The organism is Egicoccus sp. AB-alg6-2, assembly GCF_041821025.1.
In the GTDB taxonomy this organism is placed as follows: domain Bacteria; phylum Actinomycetota; class Nitriliruptoria; order Nitriliruptorales; family Nitriliruptoraceae; genus Egicoccus.
Genome location: NZ_JBGUAY010000006.1, coordinates 251,467 through 276,000 on the forward strand (window position 1 = coordinate 251,467; position 24,534 = coordinate 276,000).

25 protein-coding genes, 4 tRNA genes and 1 pseudogene are annotated in these 24,534 nt (G+C 69.7%); 5 read left to right on the forward strand and 25 right to left on the reverse strand.

Annotation, left to right across the window (positions count from 1 at the left end):
- Nucleotides 1–60: 60 nt before the first annotated feature.
- The 15 genes and pseudogenes from rplL to ACERMF_RS12725 all read right to left on the reverse strand — a co-directional run bounded on the left by rplL (nucleotide 61) and on the right by ACERMF_RS12725 (nucleotide 8,626).
- Nucleotides 61–444: a 50S ribosomal protein L7/L12 gene (rplL, locus tag ACERMF_RS12655; protein ID WP_373669466.1), complete on the reverse strand. Its 384-nt coding sequence runs from the start codon at nucleotides 442–444 to the stop codon at nucleotides 61–63.
- Between the two features lie 197 nt (nucleotides 445–641).
- Nucleotides 642–1,214 (reverse strand): annotated as a pseudogene (gene rplJ / locus ACERMF_RS12660) (50S ribosomal protein L10); the annotation flags it as partial.
- Nucleotides 1,215–1,516: 302 nt separating this feature from the next.
- Complete coding sequence (rplA, locus tag ACERMF_RS12665) at nucleotides 1,517–2,239, reverse strand: 50S ribosomal protein L1 (protein ID WP_373669467.1); 723 nt, start codon at nucleotides 2,237–2,239, stop codon at nucleotides 1,517–1,519.
- Between the two features lie 93 nt (nucleotides 2,240–2,332).
- Nucleotides 2,333–2,758 (reverse strand): 50S ribosomal protein L11, encoded by a 426-nt coding sequence (rplK, locus tag ACERMF_RS12670; RefSeq protein ID WP_373669468.1) that lies wholly within the window; start codon nucleotides 2,756–2,758, stop codon nucleotides 2,333–2,335.
- Nucleotides 2,759–2,857: 99 nt separating this feature from the next.
- Nucleotides 2,858–4,048 carry a transcription termination/antitermination protein NusG gene (nusG, locus tag ACERMF_RS12675; RefSeq protein ID WP_373669469.1) on the reverse strand — a complete coding sequence of 397 codons (1,191 nt, stop codon included), beginning with the start codon at nucleotides 4,046–4,048 and terminating at the stop codon, nucleotides 2,858–2,860.
- Between the two features lie 9 nt (nucleotides 4,049–4,057).
- A complete protein-coding gene (gene secE, locus ACERMF_RS12680) occupies nucleotides 4,058–4,333 on the reverse strand; it encodes a preprotein translocase subunit SecE (protein WP_373669470.1) in 276 nt (91 codons plus the stop codon).
- Nucleotides 4,334–4,492: 159 nt separating this feature from the next.
- A tRNA-Trp gene (locus ACERMF_RS12685) sits at nucleotides 4,493–4,566 on the reverse strand.
- 192 nt (nucleotides 4,567–4,758) lie between these two features.
- The gene (locus ACERMF_RS12690) at nucleotides 4,759–5,151 is read right to left on the reverse strand and encodes a MaoC/PaaZ C-terminal domain-containing protein (protein ID WP_373669471.1); all 393 of its coding nucleotides are present in this window, start codon (nucleotides 5,149–5,151) and stop codon (nucleotides 4,759–4,761) included.
- On the reverse strand, nucleotides 5,148–5,669 hold the full coding sequence (locus tag ACERMF_RS12695) for a MaoC family dehydratase N-terminal domain-containing protein (protein WP_373669472.1): 522 nt from the start codon (nucleotides 5,667–5,669) through the stop codon (nucleotides 5,148–5,150). Before ACERMF_RS12695 ends, ACERMF_RS12690 begins: the two co-directional genes overlap by 4 nt.
- Nucleotides 5,670–5,792: 123 nt before the next feature.
- The gene (gene rpmG, locus ACERMF_RS12700; protein WP_373669473.1) at nucleotides 5,793–5,957 is read right to left on the reverse strand and encodes a 50S ribosomal protein L33; all 165 of its coding nucleotides are present in this window, start codon (nucleotides 5,955–5,957) and stop codon (nucleotides 5,793–5,795) included.
- A 348-nt stretch (nucleotides 5,958–6,305) separates the two neighbouring features.
- The gene (gene tuf, locus ACERMF_RS12705; protein ID WP_373669459.1) at nucleotides 6,306–7,493 is read right to left on the reverse strand and encodes an elongation factor Tu; all 1,188 of its coding nucleotides are present in this window, start codon (nucleotides 7,491–7,493) and stop codon (nucleotides 6,306–6,308) included.
- 157 nt (nucleotides 7,494–7,650) lie between these two features.
- Nucleotides 7,651–7,722, reverse strand: a tRNA-Met gene (locus ACERMF_RS12710).
- Nucleotides 7,723–7,796: 74 nt separating this feature from the next.
- Nucleotides 7,797–7,869, reverse strand: a tRNA-Thr gene (locus ACERMF_RS12715).
- Nucleotides 7,870–7,963: 94 nt separating this feature from the next.
- Nucleotides 7,964–8,045 (reverse strand) — tRNA-Tyr (locus ACERMF_RS12720).
- A gap of 95 nt (nucleotides 8,046–8,140) precedes the next feature.
- Entirely contained in the window at nucleotides 8,141–8,626 is a 486-nt protein-coding gene (locus ACERMF_RS12725) for a group I intron-associated PD-(D/E)XK endonuclease (RefSeq protein ID WP_373669474.1), read from the reverse strand.
- A 107-nt stretch (nucleotides 8,627–8,733) separates the two neighbouring features.
- Here ACERMF_RS12725 and ACERMF_RS12730 point away from each other — a divergent pair, with 107 nt between their 5' ends.
- The 5 genes from ACERMF_RS12730 to ACERMF_RS12750 all read left to right on the forward strand — a co-directional run bounded on the left by ACERMF_RS12730 (nucleotide 8,734) and on the right by ACERMF_RS12750 (nucleotide 11,996).
- Complete coding sequence (locus tag ACERMF_RS12730; protein ID WP_373669475.1) at nucleotides 8,734–9,225, forward strand: YajQ family cyclic di-GMP-binding protein; 492 nt, start codon at nucleotides 8,734–8,736, stop codon at nucleotides 9,223–9,225.
- Between the two features lie 10 nt (nucleotides 9,226–9,235).
- Nucleotides 9,236–9,901, forward strand: coding sequence for a DUF998 domain-containing protein (locus tag ACERMF_RS12735; RefSeq protein ID WP_373669476.1), 666 nt, complete (start codon nucleotides 9,236–9,238; stop codon nucleotides 9,899–9,901).
- A complete protein-coding gene (locus ACERMF_RS12740) occupies nucleotides 9,898–10,317 on the forward strand; it encodes an HIT family protein (RefSeq protein WP_373669477.1) in 420 nt (139 codons plus the stop codon). The genes ACERMF_RS12735 and ACERMF_RS12740 overlap by 4 nt, the downstream gene beginning before the upstream one ends.
- Nucleotides 10,318–10,458: 141 nt before the next feature.
- Entirely contained in the window at nucleotides 10,459–11,298 is an 840-nt protein-coding gene (locus tag ACERMF_RS12745; RefSeq protein ID WP_373669478.1) for an Fpg/Nei family DNA glycosylase, read from the forward strand.
- Nucleotides 11,295–11,996 carry a DedA family protein gene (locus tag ACERMF_RS12750; RefSeq protein WP_373669479.1) on the forward strand — a complete coding sequence of 234 codons (702 nt, stop codon included), beginning with the start codon at nucleotides 11,295–11,297 and terminating at the stop codon, nucleotides 11,994–11,996. Before ACERMF_RS12745 ends, ACERMF_RS12750 begins: the two co-directional genes overlap by 4 nt.
- 4 nt (nucleotides 11,997–12,000) lie before the next feature.
- Here ACERMF_RS12750 and ACERMF_RS12755 read toward each other — a convergent pair whose 3' ends face one another.
- From ACERMF_RS12755 to ACERMF_RS12800, 10 genes are all read right to left on the reverse strand, one after another.
- On the reverse strand, nucleotides 12,001–12,912 hold the full coding sequence (locus ACERMF_RS12755) for a M48 family metalloprotease (protein WP_373669480.1): 912 nt from the start codon (nucleotides 12,910–12,912) through the stop codon (nucleotides 12,001–12,003).
- 146 nt (nucleotides 12,913–13,058) lie between these two features.
- A complete protein-coding gene (locus ACERMF_RS12760; RefSeq protein ID WP_373669481.1) occupies nucleotides 13,059–14,525 on the reverse strand; it encodes an NADH-quinone oxidoreductase subunit N in 1,467 nt (488 codons plus the stop codon).
- A gap of 64 nt (nucleotides 14,526–14,589) precedes the next feature.
- Entirely contained in the window at nucleotides 14,590–16,125 is a 1,536-nt protein-coding gene (locus ACERMF_RS12765) for a NuoM family protein (RefSeq protein ID WP_373669482.1), read from the reverse strand.
- 116 nt (nucleotides 16,126–16,241) lie between these two features.
- Nucleotides 16,242–18,653: an NADH-quinone oxidoreductase subunit L gene (nuoL, locus tag ACERMF_RS12770; RefSeq protein WP_373669483.1), complete on the reverse strand. Its 2,412-nt coding sequence runs from the start codon at nucleotides 18,651–18,653 to the stop codon at nucleotides 16,242–16,244.
- Nucleotides 18,654–18,666: 13 nt separating this feature from the next.
- Complete coding sequence (gene nuoK, locus ACERMF_RS12775) at nucleotides 18,667–18,984, reverse strand: NADH-quinone oxidoreductase subunit NuoK (RefSeq protein ID WP_373669484.1); 318 nt, start codon at nucleotides 18,982–18,984, stop codon at nucleotides 18,667–18,669.
- Nucleotides 18,981–19,619, reverse strand: a complete 639-nt coding sequence (locus ACERMF_RS12780) for an NADH-quinone oxidoreductase subunit J (RefSeq protein ID WP_373669485.1) — start codon at nucleotides 19,617–19,619, stop codon at nucleotides 18,981–18,983. Before ACERMF_RS12780 ends, nuoK begins: the two co-directional genes overlap by 4 nt.
- The gene (locus ACERMF_RS12785) at nucleotides 19,616–20,926 is read right to left on the reverse strand and encodes an NADH-quinone oxidoreductase subunit I (RefSeq protein ID WP_373669486.1); all 1,311 of its coding nucleotides are present in this window, start codon (nucleotides 20,924–20,926) and stop codon (nucleotides 19,616–19,618) included. The genes ACERMF_RS12780 and ACERMF_RS12785 overlap by 4 nt, the downstream gene beginning before the upstream one ends.
- Entirely contained in the window at nucleotides 20,927–22,033 is a 1,107-nt protein-coding gene (gene nuoH / locus ACERMF_RS12790) for an NADH-quinone oxidoreductase subunit NuoH (RefSeq protein WP_373669487.1), read from the reverse strand.
- Complete coding sequence (locus tag ACERMF_RS12795; protein WP_373669488.1) at nucleotides 22,030–23,217, reverse strand: NADH-quinone oxidoreductase subunit D; 1,188 nt, start codon at nucleotides 23,215–23,217, stop codon at nucleotides 22,030–22,032. Before ACERMF_RS12795 ends, nuoH begins: the two co-directional genes overlap by 4 nt.
- Nucleotides 23,214–24,527, reverse strand: coding sequence for an NADH-quinone oxidoreductase subunit C (locus tag ACERMF_RS12800; RefSeq protein ID WP_373669489.1), 1,314 nt, complete (start codon nucleotides 24,525–24,527; stop codon nucleotides 23,214–23,216). The genes ACERMF_RS12795 and ACERMF_RS12800 overlap by 4 nt, the downstream gene beginning before the upstream one ends.
- Between the last annotated feature and the right edge of the window lie 7 nt (nucleotides 24,528–24,534).

Genomic DNA, 24,534 nt, shown 5'->3' on the forward strand with positions numbered 1-24,534 from the left:
TCCCCAGCGGCGGTGGACCCGGCGGGCCCGCGCGGTGCGCGAGCCCGGCGAGGGAACGACTCAGGCCAGTTCGACGGTGGCGCCGGCGGCCTCGAGCTTCTCCTTGGCGGCGTTGGCGGCGTCCTTGTCGACCCCTTCGAGGATCGGCTTGGGCGCGCTCTCGACCAGCTCCTTGGCCTCCTTGAGGCCGAGGTTGGTGAGGCCGCGGACCTCCTTGATGACCTGGATCTTCTTCTCGCCGGCCGAGGTCAGCACGACGTCGAAGGAGTCCTTCTCCTCCTCCGCGGCGACCTCGCCACCGCCCGCGCCCGCGGCCGCGACGGCGACCGGAGCAGCAGCGGTGACCTCGAAGGTGTCCTCGAACTTCTTGACGAGCTCGCTCAGCTCCATGAGCGTGAGCTCCTTGAAGGCGTCGATGAGCTCGTCGGTGGTCAGCTTGGCCATGGTGGTGGTTCCTCTTGCTGTGGTCTGGTGTGGGGGCGTGCACCCGGCGCGGGGCCGGCGGTTCGAACTCAGGCCTGTTCGGCGTCGCCGTCGGCCTCGGCAGCGGCGTCCTCGGTCGCGGGAGCGTCCTCGGTCGCCTCGGTCACCGGCGTGTCGTCGGCGACCGCGTCCTCGCTGGTGGCGGCGTCGGCGGCCGGCTCCTCGGCGGGAGCGTCGGCTTCCGGCGCCGGCTCGGCATCGGCCGGGGCGTCGGCGTAACCGCCGGCGTCGACCAGGGCCTGCACGAGACGGGCCTGCTTCTCGATCGGGGCCTGCAGCAGACGCGCGGTGTTGGCGAGCGCGCCGTACATCAGGCCGACGAACTTGGCGAGCAGGTCCTCGCGGCTGTCGAGCTCGGCGAGTTTCGCGGCCTCGACGTCGGAGAGCACCGCGCCGTCGAGGTAGCCGCCGCGGACGATCAGGTCCGGGTGGTCCTTGGCGAAGTCGCGCAGCGCCTTGGCCGGACCGACCGGGTCCTCCTGGCAGAACACCAGGCCGGTGGGACCGGAGAGCAGCTCTTCGAGACCCTCGATGCCGGCGTCGGCCGCAGCGCGACGGGCGAGGGTGTTCTTGGCGACCCGCATCTCGGCGTTGGCCTCGCGCAGCTTCACGCGCAGTTGGGCCAGCTCCGTGACACTGAGGCCGCGGTAGTGGGTCAGCAGGGTCGCGGCGGAGTTCGACAGGCCCTCTCGGACCTCGTCGACCACGGCGACCTTGTCGGGACGGGGCACGGGTTCCTCCGTCGGGGGGATGGAAGCGGCCGCTGGTGTCCGGTCGGGTCCGAGGTGGTCGCGCGACGGGCGACAACGAAGAATCCCCCTGCGCACCGCGCGGGGGGACATCGGGACCGGCACGTCAGGGACGGCTGGCGGATATCTCACCTGCGCGGGACGCACGGGACGCTCGGTCGTGCTGGCGTCGCCGTGACCTTCGGCCCATCGCGGGCATCCGGCGGTCTTCGGCTTGAAGTGTGGGCAGCGTACCGGTCCGCTCGCCTCCTGGCGAATGCGAGCGGACCGGTGGGGTGCGTCGGCTACGCGTCGTCGTCCTCGAGCAGGTCGCGCGACTTGGCCGGGTCGAGCGGGACGCTCGGGCTCATCGAGGTCGAGACCGCGACGGTCTGCAGGTAGCGGCCCTTGGCGGCCGACGGACGCTGACGGATGATCTCGTCGAGCAGCGCGGCGTAGTTCTCCACCAGCTGCTCGGTGGTGAACGACGCCTTGCCCAGGATGGTGTGGACGTTGCCGTTGCGGTCCGAGCGGTACTCGATGCGGCCGGCCTTGATCTCCTTGACCGCCTGGCCGACGTTCATCGTCACCGTGCCCGACTTCGGGTTGGGCATCAGGCCGCGCGGGCCGAGCACCTTTCCGAGCCGCCCGAGCTTGCCCATCATGTCGGGCGTGGCGATCACCGAGTCGATCTGGTCGAGCAGGTCGCCCTGACCGAGTTCCTCGACGAGCTCGTCGCCACCGACGTGGTCGGCCCCCGCCTCGCGGGCTTCGGCGGCCTTGTCACCGCCGGCGACGACCGCGACGCGGACCGACTTGCCGATGCCGTGCGGCAGCGACACGGCGCCGCGGACCATCTGGTCCGCCTTGCGCGGGTCGATGCCGAGCCGGAAGGCGCAGTCGACGGTGCTGTCGTACGCGGCGCTGTCGATCTCCTTGAGCAGCGCCAGGCCCGCCTTGGGGCCGTAGAGCCGGTCGGCCTCGATCTTGTCGAGGGCCGCGCGGTACTTCTTTCCTCGCTTCGCCATGACGTCATGCACTCCTCGTGGTCAGGCGACGGATCGCATCCGTCTCCCACGGTAGAAGGGTCGCCCCGCAGGGCCGTGGTGTTCGTGGGCGGTTCAGCCCTCGACGTTGAGACCCATCGAGCGGGCGGTGCCCTCGATGATCTTCATCGCGCCGTCGATGTCGATCGCGTTGAGGTCGGGCATCTTCTTCTCGGCGATCTCGCGGACCTGGTCACGCGTGACCTTGCCGACCTTGACCGTGTTGGGCGTGCCCGACCCGCCCTGCAGTCCGGCGGCCTTCATCAGCAGCTGGGCGGCGGGCGGGGTCTTCATGATGAAGGTGAACGAGCGGTCCTCGTAGACCGTGATCTCCACCGGGACGATGTCACCCTGCATCTGCTGGGTGCGCTCGTTGAACGCCTTGCAGAACTCCATGATGTTCACGGAGTGCTGACCCAGCGCCGGGCCGACGGGCGGGGCGGGGTTGGCCGCACCGGCCGGGATCTGCAGCTTGATGAAGCCTGCGACCTTCTTCGCCATGTTCTCTGTTCTCCTCGCGTGGTCAGGCAGCCGCGTACGGCCTCCCACGTCGTTCGTGCGGCGCGGGTCGCGCCGACGGTTTGGTGTGCGTCGCCCCGGCTACAGCTTGGCGACGTTGTCGAAAGGCAGCTCGAGCGGCGTCTCGCGACCGAAGACGCTCACGAGCACCTTGAGCTTGGCCTGGTCGAGGTTGATCTCGGCGATCGTGCCGGTGAAGTCCGCAAACGGCCCGCCGGTGACCCGGACGGTCTCGCCGACCTCGAGGTCGATCTCGGCGACGACCTTCTCGGGCTGCGCGGGGGCCGCGCCCTCCTCGGGCTCGACCTCCTCGACGTACTCGTCGGGCAGCTTGAGCGTCGTGGCGACCTCGCGCAGCGGCAGCGGCACGGGGCGCGTGCCCGGCGAGCCGACGAAGCCGGTGACCGCCGGGGTGTGGCGGACGATGCCCCAGACCTCGTCGTCCATCTCCATACGCACCAGCACGTAGCCGGGCAGGAACTTCTTCTGCGACGTGGTCTTCTTGCCCTTCTTGTACTCGGTGACCTCTTCGGTCGGGATGTGCACCTCGTAGATGCGGTCCTCGGCCTCGAGCGCCTCGACACGGCTGAGCAGGTTGTCCTTCACGCGCTGCTCGTAGCCGGCGTAGGTGTGGACGACGTACCAGTCACCGAGCAGGCGGTTGAGTTCCTTCTTGTCCCGCACGTCCTCGAGCGAGCGCGGACGGCCGCGGCGGACGGGCGCCTCGGTCGTCTCGGCGTCTCCGTCGCCGGTCGGTGCGTCGGTGGCCGGATCCGCGGGCTCGGCGGCCGGCACGTCGACCGCGTCGACGGCCACGCCACCCGGGTCCACCTCGTCTGTCGCCCCGCCGGAGGCGATGCCGAGCAGGTCGTCGAGGTCGTCGGCGCCGAGCGAGTCCGGCGCGTCGGCACCCGCGGCGTCGTCGGTCGTGCCGGGCGCGGTCTCGGTCGCGCCGACGGCGTCGAGCTCACCGGCCTCGTCCTCGACGGACTCGTCGCCGATGGGCACGACCGCCTCGGCGACCGCGTCGAGGTCGGCGTGCGGAGCCAGGGGCTCGGCGATTCCGGGCAGGTCGTCGGCCACGGTCAGGCTCTCGTCAGCGGCCGGGACGTTGGCCGGGTTGTCGGCGTTGGACGCCGAGCGCAGCTCGGCGTCGGCCGGGCGGTCGGGCGCCTCGACGGGAGGCAGTTCCTCACGGACCGGCTCGCGGTCGAGGTCCTGCTCGCCGTCGCTGCGCTCGGCGGCGTCGGGGATGGTGGCGTCGTCGGACACGGTTGCCTCTTAGCCCAGGGTGTTGATGACGGCGTTTCGGAAGATGTAGTCCATGCCCCAGACCAGCAGCACGAGGACGAGGGTCACCACGAGCACGACGATCGTGTACGAGGTGACCTCCTTGCGGTTGGGCCAGGCGACCTTGCGCAGCTCGCTGCGCACCTCGCGCAGGAACTGCGCCGGCGGTGTGCGCCCCTCGGAGCGGGGTGCCTCGTCGGCGGCGCTGGCCTGACCGGCGGTGCGCCGTTGCTCACGACCGGCGTTGCGCTTCGATTCGCGACTCATGTGTGGGACTCCTGCCCGCGTGGCGGTGGGCGAGGGGGACGCGGCGGGTGACAGCGGACTTCGTTCGCGTCCTTGGTGGGCCGTCGGACGCGCCTTGGTGCGGCGCGGCACGTCGGCCGGGGGATGTGCGCTGGCGCGTCGAGGGGCGTCAGCGCGTCGCACGGGAGGAGGGACTTGAACCCCCAACCGCCGGTTTTGGAGACCGGTGCTCTACCAAATTGAGCTACTCCCGTCCGTCCCCGCATCGGGTTCGACGGCGTCGCGGACGACATCAGCCCCTGACAAGGGAACGCTGCCTCACGCGGAGGCAGCGTCGACAGGGTATCCCCCATCCCCCGTTCGCGACAACTGGTGTCGACCGGACCCGCCGTCGTGCGCGCGGGTACGGGCGGCGCGGCGCACGACGCGGGACCGTGGCCCGGCCCTCAGGCGCGGATTCGGCCGACCCCCTTGAGGATCTGGTCACCGTTGTCGTTGCGGCCCCACAGCTGCACGGTGGCGAGGTCGCCATCGACGTTGGTGACGGTCCCGCCGAACGTCGACGAGGTGTGCAGCGGCCACGGACGGGTGAACCGGACGTTGATCTCGACGACGTGTTCGGGGCCACCGGCGAAGGCGGTCAGCACACGCGACGCGAGTCCCATCGCATACATCCCGTGGGCGATGATCCCGCCCGTCGGACTCACCTTTCCGGCGAACTCGGGGTCGTAGTGCAGCGGGTTGAGGTCCCCGGACGCGGCCGCGTAGGCCACCGACGTGGTGAGCTGGGAGCGCTCGGTGACCTCCGGCAGCACGGTGCCGACCTCGAAGCGACTCATGCCGCACCCCCCTGCTCCGCCGCTCGCGCAGAACCGTCGCCGCCGGCATCAGCCGCCGGGGCAGAACCGTCGCCGCCGGCGTCAGCCGCCGGCGCAGAACCGAGGAAGACGATGACGGCCTTGGACCGCACGGCCAGGGCATCGTCGTCGGCGAAGCGGCAGTCCACCTCGATGGTGAGCAGCTCGTTGCGTCCGCGGATGGTGATGTCGGCGATGCGTGGTGTGCAGCGGAGCACGTCGCCCGGCCGGACCGGGCGCTCGCCGTAGGTGTAGCCCTGCGAGCCGTGGACCAGGGTCCAGTGGGCACCGAGTTCGGGGTCGGCGAAGACCGCCTGGCCGCCCTTGGTGATGGTGAAGGCGGCGGCGAACGTGGGTGGCGCGACGCAGTCGTCGCCGTCGCTGAAGTAGCGCGGGTCGTGTTCGCCGAGGGCGGACGCGTACTCGCGGATCTTCTCGCGCGACACCTCGTAGGTGTAGGCGGGGTAGGTGGTCCCGACCTTGTCGGTGTTGAGCGCCATTGGCTCCTCGTCGCTCGCCTCGGGGCCGCATCCTAGAGGCCTCGGGGGAACGACCCCGAAACGCCGACGACCCGCTGCCCCGTGTCGGGGGCGGCGGGTCGTTCGGACCTGCGTCGCCTGGGCTCAACGGGTCTCGCGGTGCACCTGGTGCTGGCGGCAGCGCGAGCAGAACTTGCGCAGCTCGATGCGCTCACGCTGGTTCACGCGGTGCTTGGAGGTGATGTAGTTGCGCTCCTTGCACTCGGTGCAAGCCAGCGTCACCTTGGGGCGGTTGTCGTTCTTGGGCATGGTCTTCGATCTCCTCCCCCGTCGCGGCCGCGTCGGGAGGACGCGCCTCGGGCGAACCCCTCGGCGCTCGTGTGCGAGCGACGCCGGAGGACAGGGCGACTACTGCAGTGGGACGGTGCGCGAACGCGCTCACCGCCAAGCGTACGCCCTCCACCCCCATTCGGCATCCGCGGTCGCGTCCGCGCTCAGGGAGGGCGTTGATCTTCGTCGATGCGTGTCGTGGGTGTTGCGGAGCCGGTCTTCGGTGGTGGAGCCGGTGGCTGCCGTAGGGAGCGATGGAGGGCGGGCGGGTACGGCTCCCGAAGGCAACCACTGGCGTAACCACCGAAGACCGGCGGAAGAACAGACCTACTTGAGGATCTTGGTGACGCGGCCAGCACCAACGGTGCGGCCACCCTCACGGATGGCGAACTTCAGACCCTCGTCCATCGCGATCGGCTGGATCAACTCCACCGTCATCTCGGTGTTGTCACCCGGCATCACCATCTCCACACCATCAGGCAACGTGACCGCACCGGTCACATCCGTGGTCCGGAAATAGAACTGCGGCCGATAGTTGTTGAAGAACGGCGTGTGACGGCCACCCTCTTCCTTGGACAGGATGTACACCTGCGCCTCGAAATCGGTGTGCGGCGTGATCGAACCCGGCGCAGCGAGCACCTGACCCCGCTCCACATCCTCCTTCTTGGTCCCACGCAACAACACACCCACGTTGTCGCCCGCCATGCCCTCATCGAGCAACTTGCGGAACATCTCCACACCGGTCACCGTCGTCGACGTGGTGTCCTTGAGACCGATGATCTCGATCGTGTCACCCACGTTGACCTTGCCACCCTCGATCCGACCCGTGACCACCGTGCCACGACCCGTGATCGAAAACACATCCTCGATCGGCATGATGAACGGCTTGTCCAACGCCCGCTCGGGCTCGACGAAGAACTCGTCGACCGCACCCATCAACTCCATGATCGCCGACTCGTACGCCTCATCACCCTCGAGCGCACGCAGAGCCGACACCCGAACCACCGGCGTGTCATCACCCGGGAAATCGTAGGAATCGAGGAGCTCACGCACCTCCATCTCCACCAGCTCGAGCAACTCCTCATCATCGACCATGTCGACCTTGTTGAGCGCCACGATCAACTTGGGCACCCCAACCTGACGCGCCAACAACACATGCTCACGCGTCTGCGGCATCGGACCATCCGCCGCCGACACCACCAGGATCGCCCCATCCATCTGCGCCGCACCCGTGATCATGTTCTTCACATAATCGGCGTGCCCGGGAGCATCCACATGCGCATAGTGACGCGCATCGGTCTCATACTCCACATGCGACACATTGATCGTGATCCCACGCTCACGCTCCTCAGGCGCCTTGTCGATCGCATCAAACGCCATCGACTGCACATTCGGATTGTGCTTGTGCAACACATTCGTGATCGCCGCCGTCAACGTCGTCTTCCCATGATCGACGTGACCAATCGTGCCGATATTCATGTGCGGCTTGGTCCGCTCGAACTTCTCCTTGGCCATCGAGTTCGCTCCTCGTGGTGACCGTGGTGGCCGGCGGATCCGGCCCGCAGTCGCGTGTCGTCGTTGTTGGACGGTTGATGGTGGGACGTGTCCCGGACACGACCACTGGCCCTTCTACGTCACCACCTGGGCGAGCCGAAGGGCCATGGTCGGCTCGTAGCGGCGGGTGGACTCGAACCACCGACACAGCGATTATGAGTCGCTTGCTCTACCTCTGAGCTACGCCGCCGTGACGAAGCGTCCGACGGTGGGCGCGGCCCGGGAGCCGCACCACACTGTCCGTACGAGCCCGGATGGACTCGGAGCCCTGGCGCGGAATCGAACCGCGGACCTCTTCCTTACCATGGAAGCGCTCTGCCGACTGAGCTACCAGGGCGGGCTTGCGGGGGCGCAGCCTAGCCAGCGCCCCGTGAGGCGTCGAACCGATCGAACGGTCCGTGCGCCGAGGCGCTGGCCGAGCCGAACCTGGGTGGTGGGAGCAGGATTCGAACCTGCGTAGGCATAGCCGCGCGGTTTACAGCCGCGATCCTTTGGCCACTCGGACATCCCACCGTGGCACCCGGATGGACCGGGCGGATGCGCAGGGTACGCAGGTGCGTAGCCGGCAGCAAGACGACCGCACCGCTGCGTGACCGCATGCGCCCACCTCACAACTGGTAGGCGGCCATGCTCGTCCCGAGATTCAGTGTCGTACGCGAGCGGAAGGCGCCGCTCGGGATGAGGTACCGCGAGCGGCCCTCGGCCAGGACGTACAGGAGGTCCACGGCAGCGTGGTCGAACGGTTTCGAGGTGTGGAAGCTCTGGTTGCCACCCCGTGTCGCCAGCGAGACCACGTACACGCCGTACCGGGTGCGGTAGGTCGTGGTCTTCACCTGGACACGATGGAGTCGTTCGCCATCGTCGACGACGAGGTCGTAGGGTTGACTGTCGATCAGGGGCACGCTGAGGCTCCAGCCCCGGCGGCCGAACCAGCCGATGGCGTCGGTGACTCCGATCAGACCCTGCTCGCGCGGGTTGGCACGCCAGATCGTGTCGGCAGGTCGTCGATCCCGCTTGGCGAGGTGCGCGGCGGCGCCGTCGGATTGCCCCGTTGCGGCATGGTCGTCGGACACCAGCTGTGGTTGGTCGGGCATCGCGCCTCCACTGGAGCGGGTACGGCAGACCGTGGCCCCATGGTGCGACAGCGACGGGAGTAGGCTCGTCGCCTGTCCACAGGCCCGTTCGACACGAGGAGACCACCGTGGCCGAGTCCAGCTTCGACATCGAGGCCGGCGTCGACCGTCAGGAGGTCGACAACGCCATCAACCAGGCCGCCCGCGAGGTCGGGACCCGGTTCGACTTCAAGGACACCGACACCGTCATCGAGTGGTCCGGCGAGGAGGGCATCCGGGTCGAGTCGGCGTCGGAGGACCGCGTCCGGGCCGCCCTCGAGGTGCTGCGCGACAAGGTCGTCAAGCGCAAGGTGTCGCTCAAGGCCCTCGACATCGGCGAGCCCCGTGACGTGTCGGGCGGGCGCAGCCGTATCGACGTCACGCTGATCAACACGTTGCCGGCCGACCTGGCCAAGACGATCGTCAAGGACATCAAGGCCACCAAGCTCAAGGTCACCCCCACCAACATGGGTGACCACATCCGGGTGGCCGGCAAGAAGCGCGACGACCTGCAGGAGATCCAGGCGATGGTCAAGTCCAAGGACTACGACGCGCCGCTGCGCTTCACCAACTACAAGTAGTCCCATCGTCGTGCGGTGCGGGTCCCCGCTGACCCACCGGGAACGCCTGGTCGCGGTCGCCGCCGTCGCGGCACTGGCCTGGTACGTCACCTCGTGGGCCGTCGCCGGGCTCGTCGAGGTCGGCTACGACCCGGCCGAGCAGGCCATCAGCGAGCTGTTCGACCACGGCGCCTCGTGGCTGCCCCGGACGCTCCTCGTGTCCGGTCTGCTCGCCAGCGCGGTGGCGCTGGTCGCCTTCGGGCTGCTGTTGCACCGGCGCCTGCCCGGTGCCTCGCCGTTGGGTCCCGCCGCCATCGTCGGCTCCGGGATCGCGACGGGGTCGATCGTGGCGTTCCCCTGCACCGCCGGCTGCCCGGGCGCGGGCGCGACCTGGACCGACACCGGCCACGGGGTCCTCGCCACCCTCGGCTACGGGCTGCTGGTCGTCGCACCGCTCCTGGTCGGTTGGCGCGTGCGGCACGCACTGCCGACGCTGGCGGCATGGTCGTTCGCGCTGGGCGGAGCCGCGGTCGCGGTGTTCGTGATCAACCAGGTCGGACTGCTGGGACTCGGCGCCGGAACCGCCCAGCGGGTCTTCAACACCACCGCCGACCTCTGGTACGTGGTCGCGGCGGTGTGGCTGTTGCGCGGCGCCCACCTCCCGTCCCCGTCCATTCACAGCGAGGAGTTGGCATGAGCGACTGCATCTTCTGCGCCATCGTGGCCGGCGACGCGCCGGCGCGGATCGTCCACGAGACCGAGCGCACCGTCGCCTTCCTCGATCTCAATCCGGCGACGCGCGGTCACACGCTCGTGGTGCCGCGCGCCCACGCGCGCGACATCCACGACGTCGCCCCGGCCGACCTCGCCGAGGTCGCCACCGCGGCGCAGCAGGTGGCCGCGGCGGCCGTCGACGAACTCGGCGCCGCCGGCGTCAACCTGATTCAGTCCAGCGGCGCCGCCGCGTTCCAGACCGTGTTCCACCTCCACCTGCACGTCGTCCCCCGGTATGCCGAGGACGGCCTGGTGCTGCCGTGGGTGCCGGCGCCGGGCGATGCCGCGGACATGGACGCCGCCGCCGGACAACTGCGGGCCGCGCTCGCTCTTCGCTAGTCACCGGTCGCGCCACTCCTCGAAGCGACGCGGAGCGACGCGGAGCGCCCGCCGGGCGTGGGCAGGCGCCTCGGTCGCCGTACCCTCCGCGGCCCGCGCCGAACCCGTCGACGCGGGCACGCCGCCCCGCGAGGTCTCCACGTGCCCGAAGGTCACACCCTGCACCGGCTGGCGCGCGACCACGCGGCCTGGCTCGGTGGACAGCGGGTGGCGGTGAGCTCGCCACAGGGTCGCTTCGCCGCGGGCGCCGCGCTGCTCGACGGCGGCCGGTTCGTCGGTGCCGACGCCTACGGCAAGCACCTCTTCCACCGCTACGAGGGCGACCGCGTCGTCCACGTCCACCTCGGCCTGTACGGCGCGTTCCACCGGCACGATCTGCCGGCTCCGACGCCTCGCGACACTGTGCGCTACCGCGTCGTCGGCGGCGAGGTGTGCCTCGACCTCATCGGCGCGATCGCCTGCGAGCTGCTCCACGCCGACGAGGTCGCCCGTGTCACCCGGCGCCTCGGACCGGACCCGCTCCGCGCCGACGCCGATCCCGACCGGGCCTTCGCCGCCCTGCAGCGCCGGCGCGTCGGGATCGGCCAGGCGCTGATGGACCAGTCGGTCCTGGCCGGGGTCGGCAACGTGTTCCGCGCCGAACTGCTGTTCGTGCACGGGCTGCACCCCGAGGTCCCGGCGAACGCGGTGTCGCGCGAGCAGTGGCTGCAGATGTGGTCCACCCTGCAGGCCTGGTTGCGATACGGCGTGCGTTCCAACCGCATCGTGACGGTCGACCCGGCCGAGGTGGGCATCGCCCGCGCGAAGCTCACCCGTGAACAGGCCACCCACGTCTACCGCTCCGAGCGCTGTCCACGCTGTGACACCGAGGTGCGCCGCTGGGAGATCGCCGGCCGCTGGGCCTACGCGTGCGAGACCTGCCAGCCCCGACCGCGACGGCGCCGAACCGGTTCGACGACGACGAAACGGACGACCTCGTGAGCTCGACGCCGATCGCCGAAACGCCGTCCGACCGGGCCGTGCTCCGGCGCCTGCTGCTGGGGATCGCGGCGTTGCGGGTCGTGGTTCCCATCGCGATGCTGCCGTTGATCCCGGTGATGCTCGGCGAGCGGTTCCTCCTGCTGCTCGCCCTGCGGCCCGGCAAGGAACTGCTGCTGCTGGGAGGTGGACGGGCCCGAGTGGCCGACGACCCGACGATCCTGCAGATGTGGTTGGTCGTGCTGCCCTTCTTCGTGGTGGCCGTCTGGGCCTTCTTCGCGCTCGGCCGGCTCTACCGCGACGCGCTGCGCACCGGCGAGGGACCGGCGTGGCTGCACCGCGCCGTGCCGGCGGACAAGCTCGCCCTCGCCGACGGGATCCTCGCCAAGCGCGGCCCGACCATCGCGATCCTGGGCCGCATCGCCACGTTGCCGCCGACCGTGCTCGCGGCCGCTGCCGGCGCCTCGGAGGTCTCCGCCCGCCGCTACCTGGCGGCCGACTTCGTCGGTGCCGTGGCCGGCTTCACCACCACGGTCGGTGCCGGCTATCTGCTCGGCGGCGCGTACGAGCGCGGTGGGCGCTGGTTGACCGGATTCGGAATCGTGCTGGTGGTCGTGCTGGTCATGCTGCTCACCAACTGGATCCAGCGCGAGGGAGCCGGCGACTCCGCCGACTCCGCCGGCTCCGCTGGCGCGGCCTGAGCGCTCAGCGGCGCGGTCCGGGACCGAGCTGCCCCATGCGACGGGCCTGTTCCTCGAGCGCCGCGATGCGCTCGGGGATCGGCGGGTGCGTGGAGAACATCTTCATCGCGGCGCGTCCGCCGAACGGAGCGGCGATGAACAGGTGCTGCATGGCGGGGTTGGTCTCGGCCTTCGTGGCGCCGGCCCGGTGCATCCGTGGGTCGTTGGCCCCACGCTCGAGCTTCGCCAGCGCGCTGGCCAGCGCCAGCGGTTTGCCGGTCAGCTCCGCGCCGGTGTGGTCGGCCAGCGACTCGCGCGAGCGGGTGATCGACGCCTGGATGACCATGGCGACGATCGGCGCGATGATGGACGCCGCGATCGCCGCGATGGGATTCATACCGCCACGGTCGTTGCTGTTTCCCATGATGGGCAGCCAGCGCAGCATCAGCGCGAGATAGCTGATCGCCGTACCGATCATCGCGGCGACCGAGCCGATCAGGATGTCGCGGTTGTAGACGTGCTGCAGCTCGTGACCGATGACGCCCTCGAGCTCGTCGCGGTCGAGCGCCCGGTACAACCCCTCGTTGATGCACACGGCGGCGTGACTGGGGTTGCGGCCGGTCGCGAAGGCGTTGAGCTGCGGCGAAGGCGAGATGTACAGCCGCGGCATCGGCTGGCCGGCGCGCCGGGCGAGGTCGCGGACGATCGCGTAGACGTCGGGGTAGCGGGCCTCGTCCATCGGCTGCGCGCGCGCCATCTTGATGGCGAGCTTGTCCGAGTAGAAGTAGCCGAAGAAGTTCATGCCGATGGCGACGATCATCATGATCGTGAGGAAGCCGCCGCCACCGCCGTCGAACATCGCGCCGATCAGCAGCAGCAGCCCCGACATCGCCGCCAGCAGGACGAACGTCTTCGCGCTCTTGAACATCTCACCCATCTCGTCGCGTGAACCCGGAACTCGAGGGTACGCACGCCGACGAGCGGGCCACCTCGGGTCGGACAATGGCCCCGCGAGGAATCTGCGTCGCGCCGGCGCAGGCCCGCCACCGTGGCCGCCTCCGGCGCCGCCGGCGGCCCGCCGGGTCAGTTGGCCGCGAGGATCCCGCTGAGCGAGGAGTAGTCCGTCACCAGGCCCGGTAGGACGCCGAGCAGCAGGGTGCCGGCCATGAGCACCAGCACGACGAGCGACAGCTGGAAGCCGGGCTGCAACACGGGCAGGCCCTCGCGGGCGGTGTCCATCCACATCGTCTTGACGATGCGCAGGTAGTAGAAGAAGGCGATGACCGAGTTGATGGCCAGGAAGACCATCAGCACGATCCCGAAGACGCTGACCTCGACCAGCGCCGCCTCGATGATCGCGAACTTCGCCCACAGCCCGACGGTCGGCGGTGCCCCACCGAGGCTGAGCAGGAACACCGTCATCGCCAGCGCCATCAGCGGGCTCTTCTGGCCCAGGCCGGCGAAGTCGGCGATGGAGCGCAGGCCCGTCCGCCGGTTGACGGCCACCGCGACCCCGAAGGCGCCGATGTTCATCACGGCGTAGGCGACGAGGTAGAACACGACCGCCTGGACCGCCGCCTCGTTCACCTCGGTCGCGCCCGAGCGGGCGAGCCCGAACGGGATCAGCATGTAGCCGGCCTGGGCCACCGAGGAGTAGGCGAGCAGGCGGATCAGGTCGCGCTGCTGCATGGCGACCAGGTTGCCGATCGTCATGGTGAGGATGGCGAGCACGCCCAGCACCGGCGCCCAGACGTCGGCCAGGGGCTCGAAGGCGATGAACGTGATCGCCATGAGCCCGGCGAACCCGGCGGCCTTGGACGCCACCGCCAGCATCGCGGCGACGGGGATCGGCGCGCCGGCGTAGGTGTCAGGGGCCCAGAAGTGGAACGGCACCGCCGAGATCTTGAAGGCGAAGCCGACGATGATCAGCATCACCGAGGCGAGCAGCAGCGGTGTGGTGGTCGCGTCGTCGCCGATCGCGAGCGCGATGCCCTCGAGCGCGGTGGTCCCGGTGAAGCCGTAGACCATCGACATGCCGAACAGCATCAGCGCCACCGAGAGCACGCCGATGAGGAAGAACTTCAGCGCCGCCTCGGAGGAGTACAGGTCGCGCTTGCGCAGCCCGGCCATCACGAAGGCGGGGATCGACACCGTTTCGAGGGCGATGAACAGCAGCAGCAGGTCCCGCGACGACGGCATCAGCAGCATGCCGATGAACGAGGTCAGCAGCAGGAAGTAGTACTCGCCCTGGAAGTAGCGACCCTCGGCGAAGAAACGCCAGCTGATGCCGAGGATGGCCAGCAGGCTGCCGAGGAACAGCAGCTTGAACACGACCGCGAAGTCGTTGACGACGAACATCTCGCCGAAGGTGGTGCGGTCCTGGCCCCAGAGCGCGACGGTGAAGCCGATCGCGACGATGGTGCCGAGCGCGGCCACGGGATTGACCAGCTGCTTGGCCTCGCCGCGGAGGGCGAGGTCGGCCGCCAGCACGATGAGTGCCGTGACCGTCAGCGCGATCTCTGGTGCGATCGCGAAGAAGTCGATGGCCATGGTCTTCGTTCCCGTCTGGTTCGGTGTTCGGTGCCGGGTCCGGCGTGTCGGTGCTCTGGCGGGTCTAGCTCAGCACCCAGCCCATGAGGTTGCTGACGGCGGCGTCCTGGACGCCGAACAGCAGCCGCGGGAAGATCCCGAGCGCGAGGATGAGCAGGAGCAGCGGCACCCAGGAGACCCACTCGACCGTCATGACGTCCTGCAGGGGCTCGTCGGCCCACTTCGCCGAGGGGCGGCCGAGGTTGACGCGCTGGAGCAGCCACAGGAAGTAGCCGGCGGTCAGCACGGTGCCGATGGCGGCGAACACCACCAGGCCGAGGTAGAGGCCCTGGTAGGTGTCCGCGAGCCCGCCGCCGGGGTTGATCGCGGCCCACATCGCCGCGAACTCGCCCCAGAAGCCGGCCAGGCCGGGCAGCCCGAGCGAGGCGACCGCCACGTAGGTGAACAGCACGCCGTAGCGCGGGATCTTGGTGAACATCCCGCCGCCGATCTCGGCGATCTCGCGGGTGTGGTAGCGCTCGTGCAGCGAGCCGGCGAGGAAGAACAGCATGCCGGTGACCACGCCGTGGGCGATGTTGCCGAACAGCGCCGCCTGGATGCCGGCCTCGTTCATGGCCGCGATGCCCAGCATCACGAACCCCATGTGGCCGACCGAGGAGAATGCGATGAGGCGCTTGACGTCGGTCTGGGCCAGGCAGCACAGCGAGCCGTAGATGATGCCGATGACCGCGAGCACCCCGATGATCGGCGCGAACCGCATGGCACCGTCGGGCAGGATCGGCAGCGCGATCCGGATGAAGCCGTAGGTACCCATCTTCAGCAGCACGCCGGCCAACAGCACGGAGCCGACCGTCGGCGCCTCGGTGTGGGCGTCGGGAAGCCAGGTGTGGAACGGCCACATCGGGACCTTGATGGCCAGGCCGAGGAAGATGCCCAGGAACGCCCAGGTCTGGAAGGTGGCACCGCCGACGCCACCGGCGGCCGACAGGGCCTGGATGTCCCAGGTCTGCGCGCCGGCCTGGAAGTAGATCGCCAGGAACGCGACCAGCATGAAGATCGACCCGAACAACGTGTAGAGGAAGAACTTGACGCTGGCGTAGTCACGCCGCGGGCCACCCCACATGCCGATCATGAAGAACATCGGGACCAGGACCAGTTCCCAGAACACGAAGAACAGGATCAGGTCGAAGGCGACGAACGTGCCGGCCATGCCGGTCTGCAGCAGCAGCATCAGGGCGAGGAACGCCTTGGGGCGGCCGGGCGACGGCAGGATCTTGGTGGTGTAGATCGCGCACAGCAGCGGCAGCAGGTAGGTCAGGAAGAACAGCGGCAGGCTGATGCCGTCCAACGCGATGTGGAAGTTGGCGTTGATCGCCGAGATCCACGCGACGTCGGTCTGGAACTGCAGCTGCCCGGACGCGCCGAAGTCGAACGCTGCGGTGATCGCGGCCACCACGGCGAAGGCGACAGCGGTGATGCCCACCGCGGCCCATCGGATCTCGCGGTCCAGCCGGGCGGGCATCAACGCCAGCAGTCCGGCCCCGACGAGGGGCAGGAACAGGGCGATGATCAGGGCCCATCCTGCGGTCTGCGGGTCCATCTTCTCGTTCCCTCCTGCTCGCCCCTTCAGGGGCGAGAGCGGCGCCGGCGCGAGCCGGTGCCGTCACCGTGTTCTGGTTGTCGCGGCCGCGAGCGGCCCTGGGTCGTCTGTCACCGTCAGCGTGCGGCCGCGAAGGCCAGCACCAGCACGATGGTCCCGGCCACGATCGCGCCGGCGTAGCGCTGCACGTCACCGGACTGCAGTCGCTTGAGGCGGTCGCTCCACCAGGCGGCACTGAAGGCGGCGCCGTTCACACCACCGTCGATGACGCGCTGGTCGACCACCTGGTAGGTCGAGGTCGCGACCCGCTTGGTGGCGGTCCCGGCCCCGGCGACGATGCGGTCGATGACCTCGTTGCTGGTGTAGGTGGCCCAGCCGGCGAGGCGGTCGCGCACCGGCACCACGACGTAGCGGTAACCGAAGGTGTCGAGGCCGTACTTCGCCACCAGCACCCGTGACAGCGCACCCATCTTGAAGGTCGGGTCCTCGTCGGGCTGCCCGCGGCCGTAGAACCGCCAGGCCAGGGCGACGGCGGCGAGGAAGGCCACCAGTGCCAGTGCCAGGACGTCGAAGTGCCAGCTCGGGGGGCCGTGCAGGATCTCGGGGTGCGCGCCCTCCTCGGCGGCCAGCACCGTCGGCCCGGCCGCGAGCACGCCGCCACCGCGCAGGCCCGACGCCTCCTCGCCGTGGTCGTCGGTCTCGGCGCCGTACCCGCCACCCTCGACGAAGGGATAGGTCGCGTGCTCGAGGATGGGCGTCGCGGTCCAGGTCTCGAAGCTGTTCTCGGCGGTCCACAGCGGCGAACCGATCAGCCCGACCGTCAGCGAAAGGACCGCCAGGATCACCAGCGGAACCACCATCTGCAGTCCGGACTCGTGCGGCTCGTGGTGCGCGCCGTGCCCGTGGTCGTCGGTGTCGTGGGCGTCGTGCGAACCGGCGCCGTGGGCGACGTCGTGCGAGCCGGAACCGTGGGCGACCGCGTGCGAGCCGGAACCGTGCCCGTCGCCGTGTGCGTCGTCCGGTCCGCCGTCGTGTGCGCCGACGGACGCGAGCTCGGCCGCACGCTCGGCCTGCTCATGACCGGCGGACTCGGGGTCGAGCCCGCCGGCCTGCGCTGCCTGGTGCCGCACGTCGGGGTCGCCGTGGGTGTCGTGGCCGCCGCGGAACTCGCCACCGAAGATCAGGAAGCAGGCACGCGCCATGTAGAAGGTGGTCACGAAGGCGGCGGCGAGACCGACCCAGAACACGAGGTCACCGGTGACGTAGCCGTTTCCGGACCAGATCTGGCCCGAGACCAGGATCTCGTCCTTCGAGAAGAACCCGGCCGTCATCGGGAACCCGGCAAGCGCCAGCGAGCCCACGATGAAGGTCCAGAACGTGTGCGGCATGTACTTCCGCATGCCGCCCATGTCGGACATGTTGTTGCTGTGCACGGCGTGGATGAGTGACCCCGAGCCGAGGAACAACAGCGCCTTGAAGAAGCCGTGGGTGAACAGGTGGAAGATGCCGGCGGTGTAGCCACCGACGCCGAGCGCGGCGACCATGTAGCCGAGCTGGGACACGGTCGAGTACGCCAGCACCTTCTTGATGTCGTCCTGCACGAGGGCGACCAGGCCCCCGAAGAACAGCGTGATCACGCCGACCACCGCGACCACCGTCATCACGGTGATCGACTGGGCGAGCACCGGGTACAGGCGGGCCAGCAGGAACACGCCGGCGGTGACCATCGTGGCCGCGTGGATGAGGGCGGACACGGGGGTCGGACCCGCCATGGCGTCGGGCAGCCACACGTGCAGCGGCATCTGGCCCGACTTGGAGATGCAGGCCAGGAAGATCAGCAACATGCCCAGCACGATCGGGCCCGTACCGATCTCGCCGGCTGCGGCCGCTTCGTTGAGCAGCAGGATGTTGAAGGCGCGGCCGTCCTCGACCAGTGCGAACATCGGGACCGAGAGCACGATGACGCCGACGATGAGCCCCACGTCGCCGAACTTGGTGACGAGGAACGCCTTGTTGGCCGCGTCCTGGTTCGACTTCTCCTCCCAGTAGAAGCCGATCAGCAGGAACGAGCACACGCCGACCAGTTCCCAGCCGACCAGCGCCTGCACCGTGTTGTTGGCGATCACCAGGACCAGCATCGAGAACGTGAACAGGCCCAGCATCGCGAAGAAGTACGTGAAGCGCGGCTCGTGGGCCATGTACTCACGCGAGTAGATGTGCACCAGCAGCGACACGGTCGTGACGAGCACGAACATCATCGACGTCAGCCCGTCGACGAGCATGCCCAGCTCCAGCACGAAGCCGTCCCCGAGCGGCGCCCACAGCAGGAAGTGTTCGACCGGCTCGATGGTGCCGTTGGTGAAGGTGTGCCAGGCGATGGCGAGCGAGAGGAGCCAGGCGATGCCGATGAAGGCGATACCGAACTCGCTGCCACGCAGGGGCATGAGCCGACCGAAGGCGGCCGTGAGCACGGCAGCCGCCAGCGGCAGGGCGACGACCACCCACGCGTAGTCCAGAAGTGCTTCCACGAAGATTCGCTCCCTACCAGCGCATCAGGTCGACGTCGTCGACGTTCACCGACGCACGGTTGCGGAACATGTTGAAGATGATGGCGAGCCCGACGCCGACCTCGGCGGCCGCGACGGCGATGATGAACAGGGCGAACATCTGGCCGCTGACCGCCGCGTCCTCGCTGAGGGGCCACAGCAGGTTCTGGAACGCGACCAGGTTGATGTTGACCGCGTTGAGCATCAACTCGACGCTCATCAGCACCAGCACGGCGTTACGGCGGGCGATGATGCCGTAGACGCCGACGCAGAACAGCAACGTCGCGAGCAGCAGTGGGCCGAGAGGACTCATCGCGGCTCGCCTCCCCGCGTGCCGGTGCCCGCCTCGGCGGTGCCAGCCTCGAGCTCGCCCGGGGGGGTGCTCGCGCGGCCCTGCTCGGTCGACGGCGCGTCCCCGAAGTCGATGATCGCCTGGTCGAGGGTCTCGCCGGAGTCGCCGGCCTCGCGGCGGGCCAGCAGGATCGCACCGATCAGTGCCGCCAGCAGCAGCATCGACAGCGCCTCGAAGGGCAGGACCCAGTGCGAGAAGATCACCGTGCCGATGGCCTCGGTGGGCACGCGCTCGGGCGTCGCGCCGGTCTGGCCGCCGTAGGCCAGAACGATCAGCGTGGACAGCGTGACGAACAACCCGCCGGCCACGGCGATGCCGAGGCCACGGTTCTGGCTGTCCAGTGCCTCGCGACCGATCGGTGCGCGCGTGAGCATGAGACCGAACAGGAACAGCACGGTCACGGCGCCGACGTAGACGATCAGCTGCACCAGGGCGAGGAAGTCGGCGTGCAGCACCAGGAAGACCCCGGCGATGCCGGCCAGCGTCACCGCCAGGTGCAGGGCGGCGTGGACCAGGTTCTTGGAGGTGACGGTCAGGATCGACGCACCTGCGGTCACCAGTCCGACGAGGACGAAGACGACGTCATGTCCCGTCATGCATCGTCTCCTGCATCGAGCTGCTCCTGCTTCTTCTTCTTGACCCACGCGGCCTTCGCCTTGGAGCGCGCGATCCGCTCCGACTTTCCCTCGGCGATCAGCGCGTCGTAGGTCTCCTGGTCGATCTCGCCAGCACCCTCGACGTGGATGTCACCGAGCTTCTTCTGCGGCGCAGCCGGCTCAGCCGCTTCGGCTGGGTCGGCCGTCTCGACCGGGGCCGGCTGGGGCGCCTCGGCCGCGGGGCCGGCGGCGTCCTCGGGTTCGCCGGTGCGATCGACGGGCTCGGCGGGAGGGGTGTCGACCTGCGAGGCGTCGCCGCCGGAGGCCGCCTCCTCGCGCAGGCGTGCCTTCTCCTTCTTGACCCAGGCCGCCTTGGCCTTCGCCCGGGCCATGCGCTCGGGCTTGCCCTCGGCGATCAGCGCGTCGTAGGTCTCCTGGTCGATCTGTCCCGCCTCGACGTGGACCTCGGCGGGCTTGGGCGCGGCGGCCGGGGCCTCGGCGGTGCCGGCCGCCGCGGTCTCGGCCTCGGCGTCGGCGGCCGGCGCCGCGGCCTGCTCCTCGCGAAGCTTCGCCTTCTGCTTCTTGACGTAGGCGGCCTTGGCCTTCGACCGCGCGATCCGCTCGGACTTGCCCTCGGCGATCAGCGCGTCGTAGGTCTCCTGGTCGATCTCGCCGGCCTCGACCTTGGGCTCGTCCGCGCGCGCCTTGCCCGCCGCCGGAGCCGTCGCGGCCTTCGCCTGCTCCGCCTGCTGGGCGGCCTGCTCGGCCTGCTGCGCCGCCTGCTCGAGTTCCTTCTCGGCCTTGGCGATCGCGTCGGAGACCTCGGCCGGGATCACGGCGCCCGCATCGAGGGCGGGCGGCGGCGGGACCGTGTCCATCCACTCGCGCAGCTTGCCCTTCTCGTGCAGCAGCCGGTCCATCTGATACTCGGCGTACTCGAACTCCGGCGACCAGAACAGCGCGTCGAACGGGCACACCTCGACACAGATGCCGCAGTACATGCAGAGCGCGAAGTCGATCGCGAAGCGGTCCAGCACGTTGCGGGTGCGGGCGCGTCCGCCCTCCTTGGCCGGCGGCACCGTCTCCTTGTGGGAGTCGATGTAGATGCACCAGTCCGGGCACTCGCGGCTGCACAGCATGCAGACGGTGCAGTTCTCGTCCATGAGGGCGATCACGCCGCGGGTGCGCGGCGGCAGGTCCGGCCGCTCGTGCGGGTACAGCTGTGTCGCCGGCGTCTTGAACAGGTGCTTCAGCGTGACGCCGAGGCCCTTGAGCAGGCCGACGCCCGGGAGCGAGGTCGTTGCCATCTAGAACACCACCTTGGCGACTGCGACCACCGCGAGGTTGAGCAGCGACAGCGGGACGAGCACGAGCCACGACATCCGCTGCAGCTGGTCCTCGCGCAGACGCGGGTAGGCGACGCGCAGCCACACCATCACGAAGGTCAGCAGCAGGATCTTGCCCATGGTCACGCCCAGGCCGATCACGGTCCCGAGCGCGCCGCAGTCGAACAACCCGCCGGCGCCCTCGCAGCCCGGCAACGGAACCCCGGGCAGGATCTGCCAGCCACCGAGGTAGAGCACCACCATCAGCGCCGACATCGACACCATGCCCGCGTACTCGGTGAGCAGGTACATCGCGAACTTGATGCCCGTGTACTCGGTCATGTAGCCGAACACGAGCTCGGAGTCGGCGATGGGCATGTCGAACGGCGGACGCGAGAGTTCCGCGAGCGCCGCGACGAAGAAGATGCCGAACCCGAGGATCTGCGGGAACACGAACCACAGGTTGAGGTCGGTGCCCGCCAGCGTGAACGTGGCCTGCGACTCGACGATCCCGACCAGCGACAGCGTCCCGGCCTGCACGGCGACGGCGATCGCGGCGAGGATCAGCGGCAGCTCGTAGGCGATCAGCTGGGCGGCGGCGCGCAGGCCACCGATCAGCGAGAACTTGTTCGCGCTCGCCCAGCCACCCATCATCACGCCGAGCACGGAGATGGAGGTGATGGCCAGCGCGTAGAAGAGCCCGAGCTCGAGGTCGGCGGCCCACAGTCCCGGCGCCAGCGGCAGCACGAAGAAGATGAGCATCGCCGGCACGAGCGCCATGCCCGGCGCAATGGCGAAGACCCACTTGTCCGCGGCCCGCGGGATCAGGTCCTCCTTCTGGAGGAACTTGATGCCGTCGGCGACCAGCTGCAACGAGCCGGCCGGACCGGCGAACATCGGGCCGCGTCGGTGCTGGAGCCGGGCCATGGCCTTGTGCTCCATGTAGCCGACGACGAGCGGCACGACGAAGAACAGGCCGAGGACGAGCGCGACCTTGAGCGCGACCGACAGCGCGAACGTGTCGGTGTCGAGCAGGCCGGCGGTCTGCGCCACCAGCCCCGTCGACGTCACCAGGAGCGAATCCATCATCGGTCGACGTCCCCCACCACGAAGAAGACGGACCCGAGGACGGAGATGGCGTCGGGCACCAGCGTCCCTTCCAGCAGATACGGCAGCGCCTGGACGTTGGAGAACGACGCCGTGCGCATCTTCAGCCGCCACGGGGTGCGGCCGCCGTCGGACTCGAGCCAGTACCCCAGCGAGCCGAGCGGGTTCTCGACGCGCACGTAGGTCGCGCCTTCGGGCGCCTTGACCATCTTCGGCAGCTTGACGTTGACGGGCCCGCCGGGGATGAGGTCGTGGATCTGCTCGATGATGTACAGCGACGCCTTCATGCGCCCGAGCAGGCAGTAGAACCGGTCCCAGCTGTCGCCGTTCTCACCGACGGGGACGGGCACCTCGACCTGGTCGTACTTGAGGTAGGGCTCGGAGACGCGGACGTCCTCGGGGATGCCGGTGGCCTGCAGCGTCGGGCCGGACACGCCGTACGACAGCGCGACCTCGGTCGGCAGCGGTCCCACGCCCTTGGTGCGCGCGATGAAGATCTCGTTGCCGAGCAGCAGGTCCTCGAGGTCCTGGACGCGCTGGTGCATCGAGGCGACGAGGTCGACCGACTGGTGCAGGAAGCCCTTCGGCAGGTCGATCTTGACCCCGCCGGGCTGGTTGTAGGTGTAGTGGAGGCGGCCACCGGTCGCGGACTCGAGCAGGTACTGGATCCGCTCACGCTCGCGGGTGGCGTAGAACATCGGCGTGATGGCGCCGAGTTCCAGGCCGTAGGAGCCCACGAACAGCAGGTGGTTGAGGATGCGGTTCCACTCGGCGCCGAGCATCCGGATCCACTGCGCGCGTTCGGGCACCTCCATCTCGAGCATGCGCTCGACCGTCAGCGCCAGGCCGATCTCGTTGGTCATGCCCGACAGCCAGTCGTGGCGGTTGACCAGGGCCATGTTCTGGCGGAAGTCACGGTGCTCGGCCAGCTTCTCGAAGCCGCGGTGCATGTAGCCGATGACGGGGTGGGCGGACTTGACCCGCTCGCCGTCCATCTCGAGCACGACGCGCAGCACCCCGTGCGTGGCCGGATGTGCGGGACCGACGGACAGGGTCATGTCGGCGGTGGTGAACGCACCGTCACCGACGATCTCGAGGTTGAGGTTCTCGCCGGGGGCGGTCGCGGGATGGTGGATCTGCCGCGCGCTGAGGTCGCTGACGCTCATGACCGCTCCTCCCCGTCCGAGTCGGGCGTGTCGCCGCCCTCGCGTTCGTCGAGGTCGTCGCTCTGGCCGGCCGTGCCCTGGTAGGGCGCGTCGTCGTCCGCGCGTTCGTCGACGTGCTCGCCGCCGGGCATCTCGTCCCCCGGTGCCACGGGGGTGCCGGGGCTGCCCGCCGCCGTCGCCGGCGCGTTCGAGGTCTCGGTCGGATCGGTCGGGTCGCCCTCGGCCCCGGCCGGCTCGCCCGGGGTCGACTCGTCCCCCGGCGCCGTCGGCTCGTCGGCGTCGCGGTCGGCCGGCGCCTCGGCGCCGACCGGCGGCGCACCGGGGCCGTCGGACTCGTTGCCCCAGCCGCCCTCGCCGGTGGCCTCGGCGGTCGCTTCCTCGGGGAACTGGTCCTCGCCGGGCTCCACCGCTCCGCCGGCGGACGCCGCCAGCTCGGCGTCGTCGCCGGCGGCACGCTCGGCCGCCTTGCGGGCGCGGGCCTCGGCGGCCGCCTTGCGCTTCTCCTCGGCCTTCTCGCGGGCCTCGGACTTGACGTCCTCGTGCTGTTCCTGGGCGTGCTCGACGTCGCCGGCCAGCACCGCGCCGCTGTCGGGTGCCTGTTCGGCCCCGGTGCCGAGCGCGTCCTCGATCTCCTCGCCCTCGCGGGTGGCGGGGTCGAGCGCGGCCTGCGGGTTGGCGAGCTTGGCCTGTTCGGCCATCGCCTTGTCGAGCTCGTAGGGACCGGGGGCGTCGCCGAGCTGGGGCACCCGCTCGAGGACGTTGCCGTCCTCGTCGAGCTCGGCCGGTTCCTTGACCCCCGGCCACGGCTTGGCGACGCGGGTGGCCAGCGGGAAGTCCTTGCGCAGCGGCCAGCCCTCGAAGGTCTCGATGGTGAAGATGCGCGGCTCGAGCGCCGGGTGGTCGGGGAACTCGATGCCGAACATGTCCCACGCCTCGCGCTCGTGCCAGTTGGCACCGCGGTAGACGTCGGTCAGCGAGGGACAGGTGGGGGCTTCGCGGCCACCGGGGCACCGGGTGCGCAGGGCGACCCGGTTCCCGGTGGAGGTCGAGTACAGGATCGCGACGACGTCGAAACCCTCGTCGCGGGCGTCGACGCCGAACAGGCAGTCGAAGAAGTCGTAGGCCAGGACGCGCTCGTCGCGGCAGGCACGGGCGACCGCGGCGAAGTGCTCGTTGTCGACGTGGAGGGTGAACGTGCCGTACTCGACGGTGCTGCCGAGCACGGCGGCATCGCCCACCTTGGCCCGGATGAGCTCGGCGGTCTCCTCTGGGGAGAGCGCCTGGTCTCTGCGCGCGAGGACGTCCGACACGGTGTTC

What these genes read in the sequence shown, in the direction of transcription:
- ACERMF_RS12755 (WP_373669480.1), bottom strand. Translation starts at nt 12,912, where the DNA reads ATGGGTGAGATGTTCAAGAGCGCGAAGACGTTCGTCCTGCTGGCGGCG.
- ACERMF_RS12785 (WP_373669486.1), bottom strand. Translation starts at nt 20,926, where the DNA reads ATGGCAACGACCTCGCTCCCGGGCGTCGGCCTGCTCAAGGGCCTCGGC.
- ACERMF_RS12765 (WP_373669482.1), bottom strand. Translation starts at nt 16,125, where the DNA reads ATGGACCCGCAGACCGCAGGATGGGCCCTGATCATCGCCCTGTTCCTG.
- ACERMF_RS12780 (WP_373669485.1), bottom strand. Translation starts at nt 19,619, where the DNA reads ATGACGGGACATGACGTCGTCTTCGTCCTCGTCGGACTGGTGACCGCA.
- tuf (WP_373669459.1), bottom strand. Translation starts at nt 7,493, where the DNA reads ATGGCCAAGGAGAAGTTCGAGCGGACCAAGCCGCACATGAATATCGGC.
- rplA (WP_373669467.1), bottom strand. Translation starts at nt 2,239, where the DNA reads ATGGCGAAGCGAGGAAAGAAGTACCGCGCGGCCCTCGACAAGATCGAG.
- secE (WP_373669470.1), bottom strand. Translation starts at nt 4,333, where the DNA reads ATGAGTCGCGAATCGAAGCGCAACGCCGGTCGTGAGCAACGGCGCACC.
- ACERMF_RS12725 (WP_373669474.1), bottom strand. Translation starts at nt 8,626, where the DNA reads ATGCCCGACCAACCACAGCTGGTGTCCGACGACCATGCCGCAACGGGG.
- rplK (WP_373669468.1), bottom strand. Translation starts at nt 2,758, where the DNA reads ATGGCGAAGAAGGTCGCAGGCTTCATCAAGCTGCAGATCCCGGCCGGT.
- nuoH (WP_373669487.1), bottom strand. Translation starts at nt 22,033, where the DNA reads ATGATGGATTCGCTCCTGGTGACGTCGACGGGGCTGGTGGCGCAGACC.
- ACERMF_RS12760 (WP_373669481.1), bottom strand. Translation starts at nt 14,525, where the DNA reads ATGGCCATCGACTTCTTCGCGATCGCACCAGAGATCGCGCTGACGGTC.
- rpmG (WP_373669473.1), bottom strand. Translation starts at nt 5,957, where the DNA reads ATGCCCAAGAACGACAACCGCCCCAAGGTGACGCTGGCTTGCACCGAG.
- ACERMF_RS12695 (WP_373669472.1), bottom strand. Translation starts at nt 5,669, where the DNA reads ATGGCGCTCAACACCGACAAGGTCGGGACCACCTACCCCGCCTACACC.
- ACERMF_RS12740 (WP_373669477.1), top strand. Translation starts at nt 9,898, where the DNA reads ATGAGCGACTGCATCTTCTGCGCCATCGTGGCCGGCGACGCGCCGGCG.
- rplL (WP_373669466.1), bottom strand. Translation starts at nt 444, where the DNA reads ATGGCCAAGCTGACCACCGACGAGCTCATCGACGCCTTCAAGGAGCTC.
- ACERMF_RS12795 (WP_373669488.1), bottom strand. Translation starts at nt 23,217, where the DNA reads ATGAGCGTCAGCGACCTCAGCGCGCGGCAGATCCACCATCCCGCGACC.
- ACERMF_RS12690 (WP_373669471.1), bottom strand. Translation starts at nt 5,151, where the DNA reads ATGAGTCGCTTCGAGGTCGGCACCGTGCTGCCGGAGGTCACCGAGCGC.
- nuoK (WP_373669484.1), bottom strand. Translation starts at nt 18,984, where the DNA reads ATGAGTCCTCTCGGCCCACTGCTGCTCGCGACGTTGCTGTTCTGCGTC.